Below are 13,774 nucleotides of genomic sequence, written 5' to 3'. Positions count from 1 at the left end.
ACTGGCCCAGCTTTCCGGGAATGTCCCTGAAATTTCCACGGCGCCCGGGGACGTTTGGCCGCAAAACCGGGCCAGTTGGGTTGTCAGGCTTCTCCGAACCAGGTGCCGAGTGCCTCGGCGAGGCCAGCCACGGTTCCCTCCCCCACCCACGCCACGTAGCCGTCTGGACGGACCAGGACGGCCGAAGGCGGGGCAACAGATCCGAGGACCGGCAGCTCCCACTCACCCCTGAAGTGTGCCTCCACCAGTTGAACCGCTGGCGGTAGGGGCGTGGAGTCAAAAGCACCGGCGGCCCCGAGATTCAACAGGACCGGGCGTGCAGTGTGCAGCAGCGTGTACATCCGCAGGGACCCGGCCGGCGTCTCCAGGTCCAGGTCCGGCATGCGGCGGCCCAGCAGCGGGTGGCCTTTGCCGAGGTCATAATGCACGTCCAGGCCCGACTGCATTCCGGCGAACCGGCGGCGCGGCTCCTCCATCCCCAGCAGCTCAGCCATCACCTCACCTGCAGCGGTGATCCTGGGGTCCGGGCGGCGGAGTGCACTCTGGGCCATGGTGTTGCGCAGGACCCGTGCCGCCACTGGATGGCGCTCGGCGTTATACGTGTCCAGGAGGCTTTCCGGCGAAGTCCCGTGAAGCACCTGCGCCAGCTTCCAGCCCAGGTTTACGGCGTCCTGGACGCCGATGTTCAGGCCCTGGCCGCCGTCGGGCGCATGGATGTGCGCCGCATCGCCGGCCAGCAGGATCCGCCCTTTGCGGTAGGTGGCAGCCTGCCGGGTGGCGTCCGTGAACCGGGAAATCCAGATGGGGCTGTGTGCGCCGTAGTCGGTTCCGCACACGGCGGTGAGGGCCGCGCTGAGATCGGCCAGTCCCGGTTCGCCGGCGCCCACGTGCTCCTCGGTGACCATGACCGCCACCGGGCCGCTGTCCGCGTACACCACCTTGCCGCCCTGGATGGTGTACTCGCGCCGGCCAAAGGAGTGGATGCCGAACGGGTTCTTGTGGACGCCGAACTCCGGCTGCCCGGTCATCTCCACCTCGGCAATCAGCGCACTGGTGGTGGGATCCCAGCCGGGAAAATCGATGCCCGCAGCCTTGCGGACCAGGCTGCGGCCGCCGTCGCACCCCACAACGAAGTCTGCATGCAGCGTCCGGCCGTCCGTCAGGGAGACCTCGACGCCGGCGCTGCCCTGCGCAACACCCGTCACCCCGGTGCCGCGGTGGAAGGTCACGGGCAGCTCGCCCACCCAGCCGGCCAGGATGCGCTCAATGTGGTTCTGCCACAGCCCCAGCCCGTACGCGTGGCGGGTGGGAAACCCGGTGAGGTCAAAGCGGATGCCGGCGAACCCTGCCACCTGGGCAACCTGCCCTTCGGCGAGGAACCGCTCCGCAATGCCCCGCTGGTCCAGCACCTCGATGGTGCGGGAGTGGAGGCCGCCGGCCCGTGCGCCGGCAAGCTCCTGGCGGGGACGCCGCTCCACCGCGGCCACATCCACCCCGGCGAGCGCCAGCTCCCCCGCCAGCATGAGCCCGGTGGGCCCGCTTCCCACGATCACTGTCTGGTGCTTCATCCCGGTGCTCCCCATCCTCCGTGGGGCCGCGCAGATGCCACGGCCTCCGGCGAACGATTATCCGGCCCACCGGGGGCCTTGCCGCAAGCCCCACCCCAGGCGATACATTGGAACTACGGAAGGTGCCCCGTCAGCCCGGATTCACGGACTGACGGGGCACCTTCACGTTTGTATCTGGCAGGGTCAGCGTGAAACTGCTGCAGGCTGTTCCTGGAACGCCGGCACCACGTGTTCGATGAAGAGCTCGAGTGAGCGCTTCTTTTCCTCGTGGGTGAGGGTGTTGTCGGACCAGACGCTGAATTCGGTGACGCCGAGTGCCTCATACTTGCGGAGGCGCCCGATGATCTCCTCCGGCGTTCCGATCATGGCCGTCTTATGCAGGGATTCGGGCGTGAATTCGGGCCGCTCGGCGAACTTTTCCTCGGGGCTGGGCTCCAGGAAACCGTTCGTGGGCGTGGTCTTGTTGCCGAACCAGGCGTCGAAGGTGCGGTAGAACTTGTTGATGCCTTCGGCCGGGCGGCGCCAGCCTTCGGGCTCGTCCGCGGAGTGGACGTGCGTGTGGCGCAGCACCATGAGGTCCGGGCGGGAGACGCCGGGGTTGCTTTCGACGGCGGAGTCGAACTTGCGTGCCAGGTCCTCGACTTCCTCGTCGCCCTTCATCAGCGGAGTCACCATCACATTGCAGCCGTTTGCAACGGCAAATTCGTGGGAGGAAATGTCCCGGGCCGCTATCCACATGGGCGGGGTGGGCTTCTGGATCGGCTTCGGAACGCTGGTGGACGTGGGGAACTGCCACACCTCGCCGTCGTGCGCGTAGTCCCCTTCCCAGAGCGCGCGGACGGCGGGGACAAGCTCGCGGAGGTGCTTGCCGCCGTCGACCGCTGACATGCCGCCCATCAGGCGGTCGAATTCAAACTGGTACGCACCGCGTGCCAGCCCCACCTCCGCCCGGCCGTTGCTGATGACGTCCAGGAGGGCGCACTCCCCGGCAACCCGCAGCGGGTTCCAGAAGGGCGCAATGATGGTTCCGGCGCCGAGGCGGATCTTCGACGTCTTTGCCGCAAGGTAGGCCAGCTGAGGCATGGGGCTCGGCGAGATGGTGTACTCCATCGAGTGGTGCTCGCCGATCCAGACGGTGCTGAAGCCGCCGGCCTCGGCGATAAGGGCGAGCTCCGTCAGGTTCTCGAAGCATTCCTGGTGCGAGACTGACTCGTCCCAGCGCTCCATGTGGACGAAGAGGGAAAAGCGCATGTGTAACTCCTTCGTTATGCGGCGGTGTCCGCCGCACGCGTGGTTAGTGACTGCAGCTACTGGGCTGCGGCGTTGCGTTCGGCAATGGTCTGGTTTCCGCGGGACCAGTGTTCGTGCTCGATTTCGCGGATGATGACGGTGGTGTTTTCGGGTACCGCGCCCACGGCCTTCTCGGCAGCGAGGTGCAGTTCATCGATCAGCGAGCGGAGCTGTTCCGGGCTGCGGCCCCTGGCGATGGATACTTCGATGAGCGGCATGCGGGTTCCTTTCAGCTGCGCAGGACGAACGGATCGGAGACGGGGCCCTCGTCCGTGTTGATCCAGACGCTCTTGAGCCGGGTGTATTCGTGCATGGATTCAAGTCCGTGCTCGATGCCCACGCCGGAGTTCTTGAACCCCTGCCGCGGCGACATAGGGGACATGGCGCGGTACGTGTTGACCCACACCGTGCCCGCTTCCAGACGGCGTGCCATCCGGTGCGCGCGTGCGAGGTTCTGTGTCCAGATGCCGGCGGCGAGCCCGTATTCGGTGTCGTTGGCCAGGCCCACCACCTCGTCCTCGGAATCGAACGGCATGATCGCTGCCACCGGGCCGAAGATCTCTTCGCGCACCACGCGCATGGAATTGTCGACGCCGGTGAGCACGGTGGGTGCGAAGAAGTAGCCGGGGAGCTCGATGTCCGGGCGTTTGCCGCCGGTCCGCACCGTGGCACCTTCACTGACGCCGATGTCCACGTAGGAGCTCACCTTCTCCAGCTGTGCGCCGAAGGCGAGGGGGCCCAATTCCGTGGTGGCCAGGCGGGGGTCGCCGATGATGATCGACGCGGCGCGTTCGGCAACGCGCTCCACAAGTTCGTCGTAGACACTGCGGTGGGCGAAGACGCGGCTCCCGGCGATGCAGGTCTGGCCTGCGGCCGCGAAGATCCCGGCGATGACACCCATGGCCGCGTTGGACACGTCCGCGTCCCCGAAGACGATGTTGGGGCTCTTGCCGCCGAGTTCAAGGGTTGAGCCGATGAAGCGCGACGCCGTCTCCGCGGCGATGCGGGCACCGGTCTGGGTGGATCCGGTGAAGGAGATCTTGGCGAGGTCGCGGTGGCTGACCAGCGCGGCGCCGGCTTCCTGGCCGAAACCGGTGACGACGTTCACCACACCGTCCGGGAACCCTGCCTCGGAGGCGAGTTCGGCGACGCGGAGAATGGTCCGGGACGTGTACTCGCTGGGCTTGATCACCACGGTGTTGCCGGCCGCGAGCGCGGGGGCAAGCTTCGACGTGGTCAGCGTCAGGGGTGAATTCCACGGGGTGATGGCACCGACAACGCCAAGCGGTTCGCGCTGGGTGTAGTTCAGCATGGTGATGGAATTGGTGGGGATCTGGCTTCCCTGGACCTTGTCCGCGAGCCCGGCGTAGTAGTACAGGTACTCGGGCAGGGAGGCGAGCTGACCGCGCATCTCGCGGAGCAGCTTGCCGTTGTCCAGGGTTTCCAGCTCAGCAAGTTCCTCGGCGTGTTCACCGATGAGGTCACCGAGGCGGCGGAGCAGGTGTCCGCGCTTGGTGGCCGTGAGGTCGCGCCACAGCGGGGACCCGAAGGCCTCCTTGGCTGCTGCCACGGCGCGGCGGACGTCCTCTTCGGTTCCCCGCGCAGCTTCGTACAGCACTTCGAGGGTTGCGGGGTTGGTGCTGGGGAAGTATTCCCCCGCGGCGGGAGCCGACCAGGTACCCCCGATGAAGTGGTCGAGTCGGAGTGTCATGCCCGTTCTCCTTCAGATTCTTGGATGAAGTCGTTGATGGCCCCGGCCAGGACGTCAGCGTCCTGGACCGGCAGCATGTGCCGTGCGCCCGGTACTACGAGGCTCTTGGCACCGGGGATTGCTTCGGCGAGGCGGTGCGTCATGTCCGGTGTCGATCCAGGGTCCAGTTCACCGGTGACCGCGAGAGTGGGGACGCTGATGCTGCCAAGCTCCGGTCCCATGACCGCGTCCCCGATGGCGAAGACGCGGTAGGCGTGAACGAAGGAGCCGACGTCGTTCCCCGCCAGGGTGCGTCGCGTCGCTTCCACGACGCTTTCGGGAACGGACGTGCCGGTGTACCAGCGGCTGATAGAAGCCTCCACCGTTGCCGGGAAGTCCGATTCTGCCGCCGCGAGCCTTTTGAGGACCGCATCGGCTTCGTCCTTCGTGCGCCGGCACACTGAACTGACGCAGGTCAGCGTTGCCACCCGGTCCGGGTGGAACCTGGCGATGTACTGCGCAATCAGTGCCCCGAGCGAGAACCCAACGAGGTGGCTTCTCTGCGGGAGGCGTGCCAGCACGTCCTCGGCCAGTTCGGCCAGTGATGTGGGTGCGGTGAGGGCCGGTTGCTGCCCGTGGCCCGGCAGGTCAAGGGCCACCGAGTCACGTTTGAGGGCGTCCCGGACCGGCTCCCACATGCCGGCGTCGAGGCCAACGCCGTGCAGGAGGGCAACGGGAATCTCGGGCACGTGGCTCATTGCTCCGTGGACAGCGGTGCCAGTCGCTCCTGGGGCCGGCCCTGCGCGGAGGCAGCCAGCGCGATGAGGATTTCCCCGGGGTGGGGCGCGTCGGCCAACCTGACCTCGACGCTCTGGTGGTGCGAGCGGATGGTTGCGTCAGTGATGTGCTTCATCGGAATGTCGAAGACGGTGCCGGCGGGGGCGCGCTTCTCGACGGCGGGCAGCAGCGTGGTGGCGGAAGCGGCCTTGCGGTAGTGGTCGCCGAACTTGAGGGTGTGGATCAGTGCCGAGCCGTGCTCAACCTCGCCTTCGATGCCGACGATGGCTGCCTTGCCGTAGGCCTCCACGGGCGCTCCGAGTGCCTCGATGACCTTGGGGGTGAGGAGGGCGCCGAGGTCCGACGCGGTGGCGTCGATGCCCTCGGTGAGGTCCTCGACGAATCCCTGCCCGGCCCACGGGTTTTCCACGACTGCGACGGCGATGGCTACGCGGGCGGCGGGGGTCACGGGACGTCCGCCCTCGGTGAGGATTTCTTCGGTCAGGGTGACGATTTTGCGGATCTTCATTACAGGATTCCCTCCAGGATTTCGGCGGTTACGGGGCGGTCGGTGGTGCGGTCACCGATGCGGGGATGCGGACGCGAGCCGGTGGAGGCCGCGGCCACCACGACTATTTCGTTGGGGTGGGGCGCATCGCTCAGGCTCAGTGTCAGGGTTTGGTAGTGGCTGCGGGTGGAAGCGGCTTGCTTGTGCCACATCGGCACGGCGATGGTGGTACCCGGTTCGGCGCGGTCGTCCGAGAAGGACAGGATTGAGGTGCCTTCGAGGAATTCGCGGACAAGGTTGCCGAAGAACGGGGTGTGGATCAGCGCTGCGGCGTGTTCCATCTCGCCCTTAAGGCCCACGACGGCGGACTTGCCGAACGCCTCGATCTCGCCGGCTCCGCCCAGGGCAGCCGTGAGACGGTCCGTGAGGATTTTGGCGAGCACCGGAGCGAGGCGTTCGGTTTCGGGCGCAAGGTCGGTGGAGACGGCGGATCCGGTCCACGGGTTGCGGACGATGGCGGCAGCGGCAGCCCTGGTCACCCTGGTGGCCAGGGCGCCGGAGCCGTCCCGCAGGATCTCTTCGGTCAGCACGGTGACCTTGCGGACACCGAGTTCCCTGGCGAGTTCTTCCACTGTTGATGTGGCGCTGGTTCCCTCAGCGACGGGGGACAAAGCGGTTTCAGGCACAGTTCAACCCTTCTTCGGGGAGCTAATGGCGGTCATGGGGTTCCTCTCGGTCACTAAGCATCTGTTGGTGCGCCGGCGTCCGTGCCCCGTGCCGCGGCGAGGCTGGAAGCATTGACGTGGCCGCGCATGGCGAGTTCGGCGCCCACCGCATCCTTTTCCAGGAGTGCGTCGATCACCGACTGGTGCTCCCTGATGGAGGCACGCATCCGGGCGGGACGCTCAACGGTCTTGAGCACGATCCGGTGGTAGGCAAGCTGGTTCATGAGCCGCCCGTAGTGCTCCACGAGCTTGGAGTTGTCCGAGCCCCGGACGATGGTCCAGTGGAACTCGTGGACAAGCTCCGCGTACTTAACGCTGTCCGCATTCCGTTCCGCCCGCTCGGACTCCTCGATGTTGCGCTTGAGGATGTCCATCTCCGGTACCGGGCCCCGCCGCGCGAGGAGGCTGGCGGCCAGGCCCTCGAGGCTCTCCTTCAATTGGAAGAGCTCAACGATTTCGCGCCGCGTGGGAATCCGGACGAACGTCCCCACCTTGGGCCGGATCTCCACCAGGCCCTCATTTTCCAGCTGCTTCAGGGCTTCGCGTACCGGGGTCCGGCTCACGTCGAATTCCTCGGCCAGGAACAGTTCCGGCAGCGGAGCCCCGGGCGGGTACTCACCGCTGAGGACCAACTTCCGCAGCTTGTCCAGAAGGCTGACCTGGCTGGCGGACGTCTGTGCGGCTTTCCGCAACTGGATTACTTCTTGCATGCATCAAACCTACGTTGCATACAAGAAAACCGTCAAGGGTTGAATTTTGCTTCCCTAGATCTAGCTGAATTTAAAGATAACTATTGACGCAGATCACACTCCGTCCTACCGTTGTGGCATGCAACAGACAATCAACGACCCTGTAACTGCCGCCTGGACAGCAGCGTGGGACGAGGGCGACGTCACCGCATTCGACGCCATCGTCACCCCCGACTACCAGCGCGAAAGCACCGGCACCAGGAAGGTGTCCGGCCTAAAGGAACTGCAGCAGGAAATCCTCGACGTCCGGGCCGCCTTCCCGGACCTGACCACCCGCATCGAGAAGGTCATCGCCAGCGGCGATGACATGGCAATCTTTTGGAAGTCCACCGGGACCTTCACCCAGCCGCTCCGGGGCGTCCCACCCACAGGACGCGTCGTGGAAACCCGCGGATCAAACGCCCTCACCCTCCGTGACGGGCGCATCGCCCACGAACAGGTGACCTGGGACGCCGTCGAACTCCTGGCCCACGTTGGCATCCCGTCCCTCAGCTCCGCCTTCGAGGACGAGACCCCGGACGTCGTCGTCGACAACCTGTCCGGCAACCTGCCGCTGGACATCATGAAGGGATTCAACCGGCAGTTCATCACCGGCGTCACCGTGGTGACCACCGTTGACGAAGAAGGCACACCCCGGGGACTGGCCGCCAATTCCTATGCCTCGATTTCCCTGGACCCGCCCCTCGTCCTGGTCTGCGTCCAGAAGACGTCCTCCACCTACCCCGCCCTGTTCCAGTCGTCCCACTTCGGTATCAACATCCTCAGCAACAACCAGCTGGGAACCGTGCAGACCTTTGCCTCCAAAACCCCGGACAAGTTCGCTGACCTGGAGTGGCATACCGGCCCCAACGGCGTGCCGCTCATCGACGGGTCCGCGGCGTCCCTCGAAGCCGAAATCAAGGAACGCTTCCAGGCCAAGACCCACACCATCTTCGTAGGCCGGGTCCGGCACGCCGAAGTGGCCGATGTGGATCCCATGATCTACAAAGCCGGCCACTTCTTTGACGGTGCGCAGCTCGAGGAACTCTGACCCTCAAGTGCCATCAGCGTCCCGGTCCGCCCTACAGCGGCGGGCCGGGCACCCGGGAGCCCCCGTCCGGGAACCATCAACTTCAACCCCATGCAGCGTTGCATCTGGAGTACCCCATGACCCACACACAAAATGCCGAGGACCTGATGGACACTTCAAGCTCAGGCACGGGCGCAAGCCCTACCATCCTTAACTCCCCCAACGGCGGCGGCCCGCACATCGAAACCCCGCTGGCCAAGGCAGACCGGCTCAGGGGAAGGCCCGGGTCCGTTTTCTGGACCTCGGTGGGGCTCATCGGAGCCTTCACGGCCTGGGCCTCCCTTTCCCCCACCAGCCTCAGCACGGTTATGACCGCAGCAATGGACTGGGTAGCCCAGAGCGTCGGCTGGAGCTACCTGGTGGTGACCCTCGGCTGCATCGGCCTGCTCATCTACATCGCCATCAGCCGGTTCGGCCGCATCCGCCTCGGCGCCCAGGACAGCAAGCCGGAATTCAGCACCTGGGCCTGGTTGGCGATGATCCTTTCGGCGGTCATGGGCATCGGGCTCATCAGCTACGGCGTCGCGGAACCGATCTCGCACTTCGCTTCCCCGCCGCACGGCCTGGCCCAAGCCGGAACCATGGAAGCAGCAGTCCGCGCCATGCAGTTCTCCTACTTCGACTGGGGCCCGCACGCCTGGGCAGTCTTCGGGGTCTTCGGCCTGGCCATCGCGTACTCTACCCACTGCCGCAATAACCCCGGGCTGGTGTCGCCGATGCTGCGCCCCATCTTCGGCAAGATGGTGGACGGCTGGTTCGGCAAGATGATCGACGTCTTTGCCATCATCGCCACCCTGTTCGGGACCACCACGTCGCTGGGGCTCGGTGCTTCGCAGATCGGTGAGGGCGTCAACCGCGTCTTCGGCATTCCCTCCAGCCTGTTCGGGCAGATCCTCATCATCGCCGTCATCACTGTCATCTTCACCCTCTCAGCCCTCTCCGGCGTCCACCGCGGCGTCAAGTACCTGAGCCAGGGAACCATGGTGCTGTCCGTAGGCCTGGGGCTGTATGTGCTGTTCACCGGCCCCACCAACTTCATCTCCAACCTCTTCTTCCGCTCACTCGGCGAATACCTCAGCAGCTTCTTCGCCGTCAGCCTGCTCACCCCGGGCACGCCGGAAGATGTCCAGTGGATGCAGTGGTGGACCTACTTCATGATGGCCTGGTGGCTGAGCTGGGGCGCCTTCGTGGGCGTCTTCCTGGCCAAGATCTCCAAGGGCCGCACCATCCGCGAGTTCGTGGCCGGCGTCATGATCGTGCCCAGCGTCGTCTTCTTCGTCTGGTTCACCATTTTCGGTGGCACGGCCATCAAGTTCGACATGGAGAACGGCGGCCAGATTGGCGCAGCGGCCCTCGACGACGTCAACTCGGCCTTCTTCGCCACACTCGCTGAACTTCCGCTGTCCGGCCTGACATCCATCGTGGCCATCATCCTGGTGGTGATGTACTTCGTCTCCGGCGCCGATGCGAACACCTTCGTGCTGAGCATGATGTCCTCCCGCGGGACACTGGAACCCACCAAGCCGGTGCTGACCACGTGGGGCCTGCTGACCGGCCTGTGCGCCGTGGTGCTGCTGATCGTGGGCGGCCTGGGTGCCCTCCAGCAGGCAGCGATGCTCTCGGCCCTGCCATTCACGGTGATCGTGGCCCTCCTTGGCGTCGGCCTGGTCAAGGAACTCCGGAACGACCCCCGGTTCGACCGGACCCGCGATGTCACGCACAGCGACCTCAACAAGATCCTTACGCCCCAGCCATAACCCCGTGGTGGTTGAGCCTGTCGAAACCAAGACCCGGTGGTTGGGCTTGCCGGGACCCGGCATGCCCAACCACCTCTCCACGTCCTTTTCCTTCCCTAAGGAGCACCATGTCCCTTGCCCCTGCCCTGTCCCCTGCTGTCTCGCCGGAGCGTGAGACGTCCCTCCTTGCCTCGGTGCCTACCGGCCTGCTGATCAACGGTGAGTGGCGGGAGGCGTCCGACGGCGGCACGTTTGACGTGCACGATCCCGCCACCGGCGAGGTCCTGGCCACGCTCGCGTCCGCCACCAGCGATGACGCGGTAGCGGCCCTGGACGCGGCCGACGCCGCCCAGGCCGGCTGGGCGCGCACCGCACCCCGGGTCCGCGCCGAGATCCTGCGCCGTGCCTTTGACCTGGTCACTGAACGCGCCGAGGACTTCGCCCTGCTGATGACCCTGGAAATGGGCAAACCCGTGGCCGAAGCCCGCGGCGAAGTCACCTACGGCGCCGAGTTCCTCCGCTGGTTCTCCGAAGAAACCGTCCGCGACTACGGCCGCTACCTCACCACCCCCGAGGGCAAGAACAAGATCCTCGTCCAGCACAAACCCGTGGGCCCCTGCCTCCTCATCACCCCGTGGAACTTCCCGCTCGCGATGGCCACCCGCAAAGTCGCCCCCGCCGTCGCCGCCGGCTGCACCATGGTCCTCAAACCCGCCAAACTCACCCCCCTCACCGCCCAGTACTTCGCCCAGACCATGCTCGATGCCGGCCTGCCCGCCGGAGTCCTCAACGTCGTCTCATCTTCCTCCGCCTCAGGAATCTCCGGGCCCCTGCTGGCCGATCCCCGCCTGCGGAAGGTCTCCTTTACCGGCTCCACCCCCGTAGGCAAGCGCCTGATAGCGGACGCCGCCCAGAACGTTCTCCGCACCTCAATGGAACTGGGAGGCAATGCCCCCTTCATCGTCTTCGAGGACGCCGACCTGGATGCGGCAGTCGAAGGGGCGATGGCCGCGAAGATGCGGAACATGGGCGAAGCCTGCACCGCCGCCAACCGGTTCCTGGTCCACGAATCCGTGGCGCAGGAGTTCACGAAGAAATTCGCCGCCGCCATGGCAGCCCTCACCATCGGACGCGGCACCCATCCTGAGACGAAGGTCGGGCCCCTCATCGACGGCGGCGCCCGGGACGACGTCCACGCGTTGGTCAGTGCCGCCGTCGACGCCGGGGCAGTCGCCGTCACGGGCGGCGCCCCCGTGGATGGACCTGGCTACTTCTACCAACCAACAGTCCTCGCCAACGTCCCCAACAATGCCGCGATCCTCGGCGAGGAAATCTTTGGGCCCGTCGCCCCCGTCACTACCTTCGCCACCGAAGAAGATGCTATCCGGCTGGCCAACGCCTCCGAGTACGGTCTCGCGTCCTACCTCTACAGCCGCGACTTCAACCGGCTCCTGCGCGTGGCCGAACAGATCGAATTCGGCATGGTTGGATTCAACGCCGGCGTCATCTCCAACGCCGCAGCACCCTTCGGCGGCGTCAAACAATCCGGACTCGGCCGTGAAGGCGGCTCCGAGGGCATTGCCGAATACACCACCACCCAATACATCGGCATCGCAGACCCGTACGCCGGCCAGTAAGCGGGCTGACACACAAAAGCGCCTGCCACCCCTTTCGGAAGGGGGCGGCAGGCGCTTTTGTTGCTCTCACCCGCTGACGGATCAGAAGCTACTCCGCAGATCCGGGTCCTGGAAGGCGGGGTTCTGCGAACAAGCTTCGGACCGGCGGCAAGTGCAGGGGAAGAGGAGCCCTACCAGGCCTGGAGTTCCTGCGTGGTGCCGAAGGGGACGGCATCGCTGAGGGCCACGGTGAACTTGTCTACTCCGTGGCGGGTTACCAGGATGCCGTGCCGGCTGTCCATCGCGTGCTTCCTGGCCACGGAGACGGCGGCGTCCAGTTGGCTGTCCATGCTCTGGCGATCGGACACGGTGAAGGTCAGGGGAAAGTTCATTGGTTGTGCCTTCGGGATGGTGCGGATAGGAGTGGAACAGCTGCGCTCCCCAAGGCTGCAGTGCTTTGGCACTATGGTGCATGACACATCCCGCGCCAGCAACTTTAGAAAAATACCGCAGGTCAAGCAGGGGATTGCGCTTTCCACGGCAAATGCAATTACGGCCGGTCAATGGCCGTGAATTAGAGTTGAATCCGGGCGGAAACTGTTCCAGGCCCTTCGATGTTCCTGAACGACGCCGCTGTGCGCCTGCCCTGCGGCAGCGTCCAGCCACCCGCGCAACCACTTACGTGTGCCACGACCTGACAAGGATCCCGCCATTTCCACGGACGCTTTCTTCGGCAATCTCACCCGGATCCGCAACGTCATCATTCCCAGCCGGGCGCGTGCGGTGTTGAACACGCCGCGCGGGCTGCTGGGCGGGTTCATCGTGGTGCACCTGGTCTTCCTCATCTTCGCGGCATCTTTGTCGCTGCGGGGTGAGGCCTTCAGCGATACGTTCATCTACCGCGACTGGGCCATGGCCGGGTTCAACGATGCCAACCTGTCCGGTGGCCCCAGCCCCTGGGTCTACCCGATCCTCGCCCTCATCCCCATGGCCATCGCCGGCGCCGCCGGACCGGGACCCTTCTTCTTCCTCTGGGTCCTGATGACCACCCTCCTTAACGGCTGGGCGCTGCTGAAACTGACCGAACGCGGCCGCAACACGGATGCCATCCCCGCGGGCTGGTGGTGGCTGGCCTTCACCTTCCTGATGGGCTGGCTCGGCTTCGCCCGGGTGGACGGCCTCACCGCTCCCCTGGTCCTGGTGGCCCTGGCCTACGGCGTGGGCCGGCCGTTCATCGCCTCCGTCCTGCTGGCCATCGGAACCTGGGTGAAGGTATGGCCGGCGGCCATCATGCTGGCCCTCTTCGCCGTGGTCAAGAACCGTCTCGTGGTGGTCCTGGCCGGCCTGGCGACGTCGGCGGCCGTGGTCGCGCTGGCAGCCGCCCTGGGCAGCGTCCCCAAGCTGCTGAACTTCCTCACCCAGCAGGGCGACCGCGGCATGCAGCTCGAGGCAACCTTCACCACCCCATGGCTCTGGCTGTCCGTCCTGAACGCCGGCGGCTCCCGCATGTACATGAACACGGACATCAACTCCATGCAGGTGGACGGTCCCGGCACCGCCACCATGTCCGTGCTGATGCAGCCGCTGCTCATCCTGGCCGCCCTCGTGGTGGCCGGCATGACCTTCTGGGCGCTCCACAACGGCAAGCAGCACAAGGTGGCCGGCGGCGTGGACCGCACCGAGCTGCTCCTGGCCGGCGCCCTAGCCCTGGCCGCAGCGTTCGTGGTCTTCAACAAGGTGGGCTCCCCGCAGTTCATGGTGTGGCTCGGCCCCGCCGTCGCCGTGGGCCTGGCGCACAGCTGGCGCGAATGGCGCGTCCCTGCGGTGATGCTCATCGCCATCGCCGTGGCCACCTACTTCATTTACCCGCTTTTCTACGACGCCCTCAGCCACAACAACCCCTGGATGGCGCTGGTGCTGACCATCCGCAACATCCTGCTGGTTGTCCTGTTCCTGTGGAGCGTCCGCCGGGTGTACCTGCTGGGCAGGAAAACCCCGGCCTCCACTCCTGCGCTGAAGGAGTCCTGACATTTCCACGACGTTCTT

13 protein-coding genes are annotated in these 13,774 nt (G+C 65.8%); 4 read left to right on the top strand and 9 right to left on the bottom strand.

Annotated elements, in window-relative coordinates:
* Positions 1-83: 83 nt before the first annotated feature.
* The 8 genes from ACP3TD_RS01390 to ACP3TD_RS01355 form a co-directional block, all read right to left on the bottom strand.
* On the bottom strand, positions 84-1,568 hold the full coding sequence (locus ACP3TD_RS01390) for an FAD-dependent monooxygenase (RefSeq protein ID WP_426764996.1): 1,485 nt from the start codon (positions 1,566-1,568) through the stop codon (positions 84-86).
* Between the two features lie 183 nt (positions 1,569-1,751).
* Complete coding sequence (locus ACP3TD_RS01385; protein ID WP_426764995.1) at positions 1,752-2,819, bottom strand: LLM class flavin-dependent oxidoreductase; 1,068 nt, start codon at positions 2,817-2,819, stop codon at positions 1,752-1,754.
* Positions 2,820-2,875: 56 nt separating this feature from the next.
* Positions 2,876-3,076, bottom strand: coding sequence for a tautomerase family protein (locus tag ACP3TD_RS01380; protein ID WP_426764994.1), 201 nt, complete (start codon positions 3,074-3,076; stop codon positions 2,876-2,878).
* A gap of 11 nt (positions 3,077-3,087) precedes the next feature.
* Complete coding sequence (locus tag ACP3TD_RS01375; protein WP_426764993.1) at positions 3,088-4,569, bottom strand: aldehyde dehydrogenase; 1,482 nt, start codon at positions 4,567-4,569, stop codon at positions 3,088-3,090.
* A complete protein-coding gene (locus ACP3TD_RS01370) occupies positions 4,566-5,306 on the bottom strand; it encodes an alpha/beta fold hydrolase (RefSeq protein ID WP_426764991.1) in 741 nt (246 codons plus the stop codon). The genes ACP3TD_RS01375 and ACP3TD_RS01370 overlap by 4 nt, the downstream gene beginning before the upstream one ends.
* Positions 5,303-5,854 carry an amino acid synthesis family protein gene (locus ACP3TD_RS01365; RefSeq protein WP_426764990.1) on the bottom strand — a complete coding sequence of 184 codons (552 nt, stop codon included), beginning with the start codon at positions 5,852-5,854 and terminating at the stop codon, positions 5,303-5,305. Before ACP3TD_RS01365 ends, ACP3TD_RS01370 begins: the two co-directional genes overlap by 4 nt.
* A complete protein-coding gene (locus ACP3TD_RS01360; RefSeq protein WP_426764989.1) occupies positions 5,854-6,519 on the bottom strand; it encodes an amino acid synthesis family protein in 666 nt (221 codons plus the stop codon). The genes ACP3TD_RS01365 and ACP3TD_RS01360 overlap by 1 nt, the downstream gene beginning before the upstream one ends.
* Positions 6,520-6,572: 53 nt before the next feature.
* On the bottom strand, positions 6,573-7,268 hold the full coding sequence (locus tag ACP3TD_RS01355) for a GntR family transcriptional regulator (RefSeq protein WP_426764988.1): 696 nt from the start codon (positions 7,266-7,268) through the stop codon (positions 6,573-6,575).
* A gap of 118 nt (positions 7,269-7,386) precedes the next feature.
* On the opposite strand from ACP3TD_RS01355, the gene ACP3TD_RS01350 reads away from it, so the two are divergent.
* The 3 genes from ACP3TD_RS01350 to ACP3TD_RS01340 all read left to right on the top strand — a co-directional run bounded on the left by ACP3TD_RS01350 (position 7,387) and on the right by ACP3TD_RS01340 (position 11,749).
* Positions 7,387-8,337 (top strand): flavin reductase, encoded by a 951-nt coding sequence (locus ACP3TD_RS01350; protein WP_426764987.1) that lies wholly within the window; start codon positions 7,387-7,389, stop codon positions 8,335-8,337.
* A 116-nt stretch (positions 8,338-8,453) separates the two neighbouring features.
* Complete coding sequence (locus ACP3TD_RS01345; protein WP_426764986.1) at positions 8,454-10,133, top strand: BCCT family transporter; 1,680 nt, start codon at positions 8,454-8,456, stop codon at positions 10,131-10,133.
* A 107-nt stretch (positions 10,134-10,240) separates the two neighbouring features.
* Positions 10,241-11,749, top strand: a complete 1,509-nt coding sequence (locus ACP3TD_RS01340) for an NAD-dependent succinate-semialdehyde dehydrogenase (RefSeq protein ID WP_426764985.1) — start codon at positions 10,241-10,243, stop codon at positions 11,747-11,749.
* A 170-nt stretch (positions 11,750-11,919) separates the two neighbouring features.
* On the opposite strand, the gene ACP3TD_RS01335 is transcribed toward ACP3TD_RS01340, so the two are convergent.
* A complete protein-coding gene (locus tag ACP3TD_RS01335; RefSeq protein ID WP_426764984.1) occupies positions 11,920-12,120 on the bottom strand; it encodes a hypothetical protein in 201 nt (66 codons plus the stop codon).
* A gap of 292 nt (positions 12,121-12,412) precedes the next feature.
* Here ACP3TD_RS01335 and ACP3TD_RS01330 point away from each other — a divergent pair, with 292 nt between their 5' ends.
* Positions 12,413-13,756 (top strand): glycosyltransferase 87 family protein, encoded by a 1,344-nt coding sequence (locus ACP3TD_RS01330; RefSeq protein ID WP_426764983.1) that lies wholly within the window; start codon positions 12,413-12,415, stop codon positions 13,754-13,756.
* Positions 13,757-13,774: the final 18 nt, after the last annotated feature.

This window comes from Pseudarthrobacter sp. 1G09, assembly GCF_050038305.1.
GTDB classification, from domain to species: domain Bacteria; phylum Actinomycetota; class Actinomycetes; order Actinomycetales; family Micrococcaceae; genus Arthrobacter; species Arthrobacter equi.
This window is presented reverse-complemented; position numbering and strand designations above follow the sequence as displayed.

Bases quoted from the DNA above. Each gene is read 5' to 3' on its own strand.
- ACP3TD_RS01390 (WP_426764996.1), bottom strand. From the start codon at position 1,568: ATGAAGCACCAGACAGTGATCGTGGGAAGCGGGCCCACCGGGCTCATG.
- ACP3TD_RS01385 (WP_426764995.1), bottom strand. From the start codon at position 2,819: ATGCGCTTTTCCCTCTTCGTCCACATGGAGCGCTGGGACGAGTCAGTC.
- ACP3TD_RS01380 (WP_426764994.1), bottom strand. From the start codon at position 3,076: ATGCCGCTCATCGAAGTATCCATCGCCAGGGGCCGCAGCCCGGAACAG.
- ACP3TD_RS01375 (WP_426764993.1), bottom strand. From the start codon at position 4,569: ATGACACTCCGACTCGACCACTTCATCGGGGGTACCTGGTCGGCTCCC.
- ACP3TD_RS01370 (WP_426764991.1), bottom strand. From the start codon at position 5,306: ATGAGCCACGTGCCCGAGATTCCCGTTGCCCTCCTGCACGGCGTTGGC.
- ACP3TD_RS01365 (WP_426764990.1), bottom strand. From the start codon at position 5,854: ATGAAGATCCGCAAAATCGTCACCCTGACCGAAGAAATCCTCACCGAG.
- ACP3TD_RS01355 (WP_426764988.1), bottom strand. From the start codon at position 7,268: ATGCAAGAAGTAATCCAGTTGCGGAAAGCCGCACAGACGTCCGCCAGC.
- ACP3TD_RS01350 (WP_426764987.1), top strand. From the start codon at position 7,387: ATGCAACAGACAATCAACGACCCTGTAACTGCCGCCTGGACAGCAGCG.
- ACP3TD_RS01345 (WP_426764986.1), top strand. From the start codon at position 8,454: ATGACCCACACACAAAATGCCGAGGACCTGATGGACACTTCAAGCTCA.
- ACP3TD_RS01340 (WP_426764985.1), top strand. From the start codon at position 10,241: ATGTCCCTTGCCCCTGCCCTGTCCCCTGCTGTCTCGCCGGAGCGTGAG.
- ACP3TD_RS01335 (WP_426764984.1), bottom strand. From the start codon at position 12,120: ATGAACTTTCCCCTGACCTTCACCGTGTCCGATCGCCAGAGCATGGAC.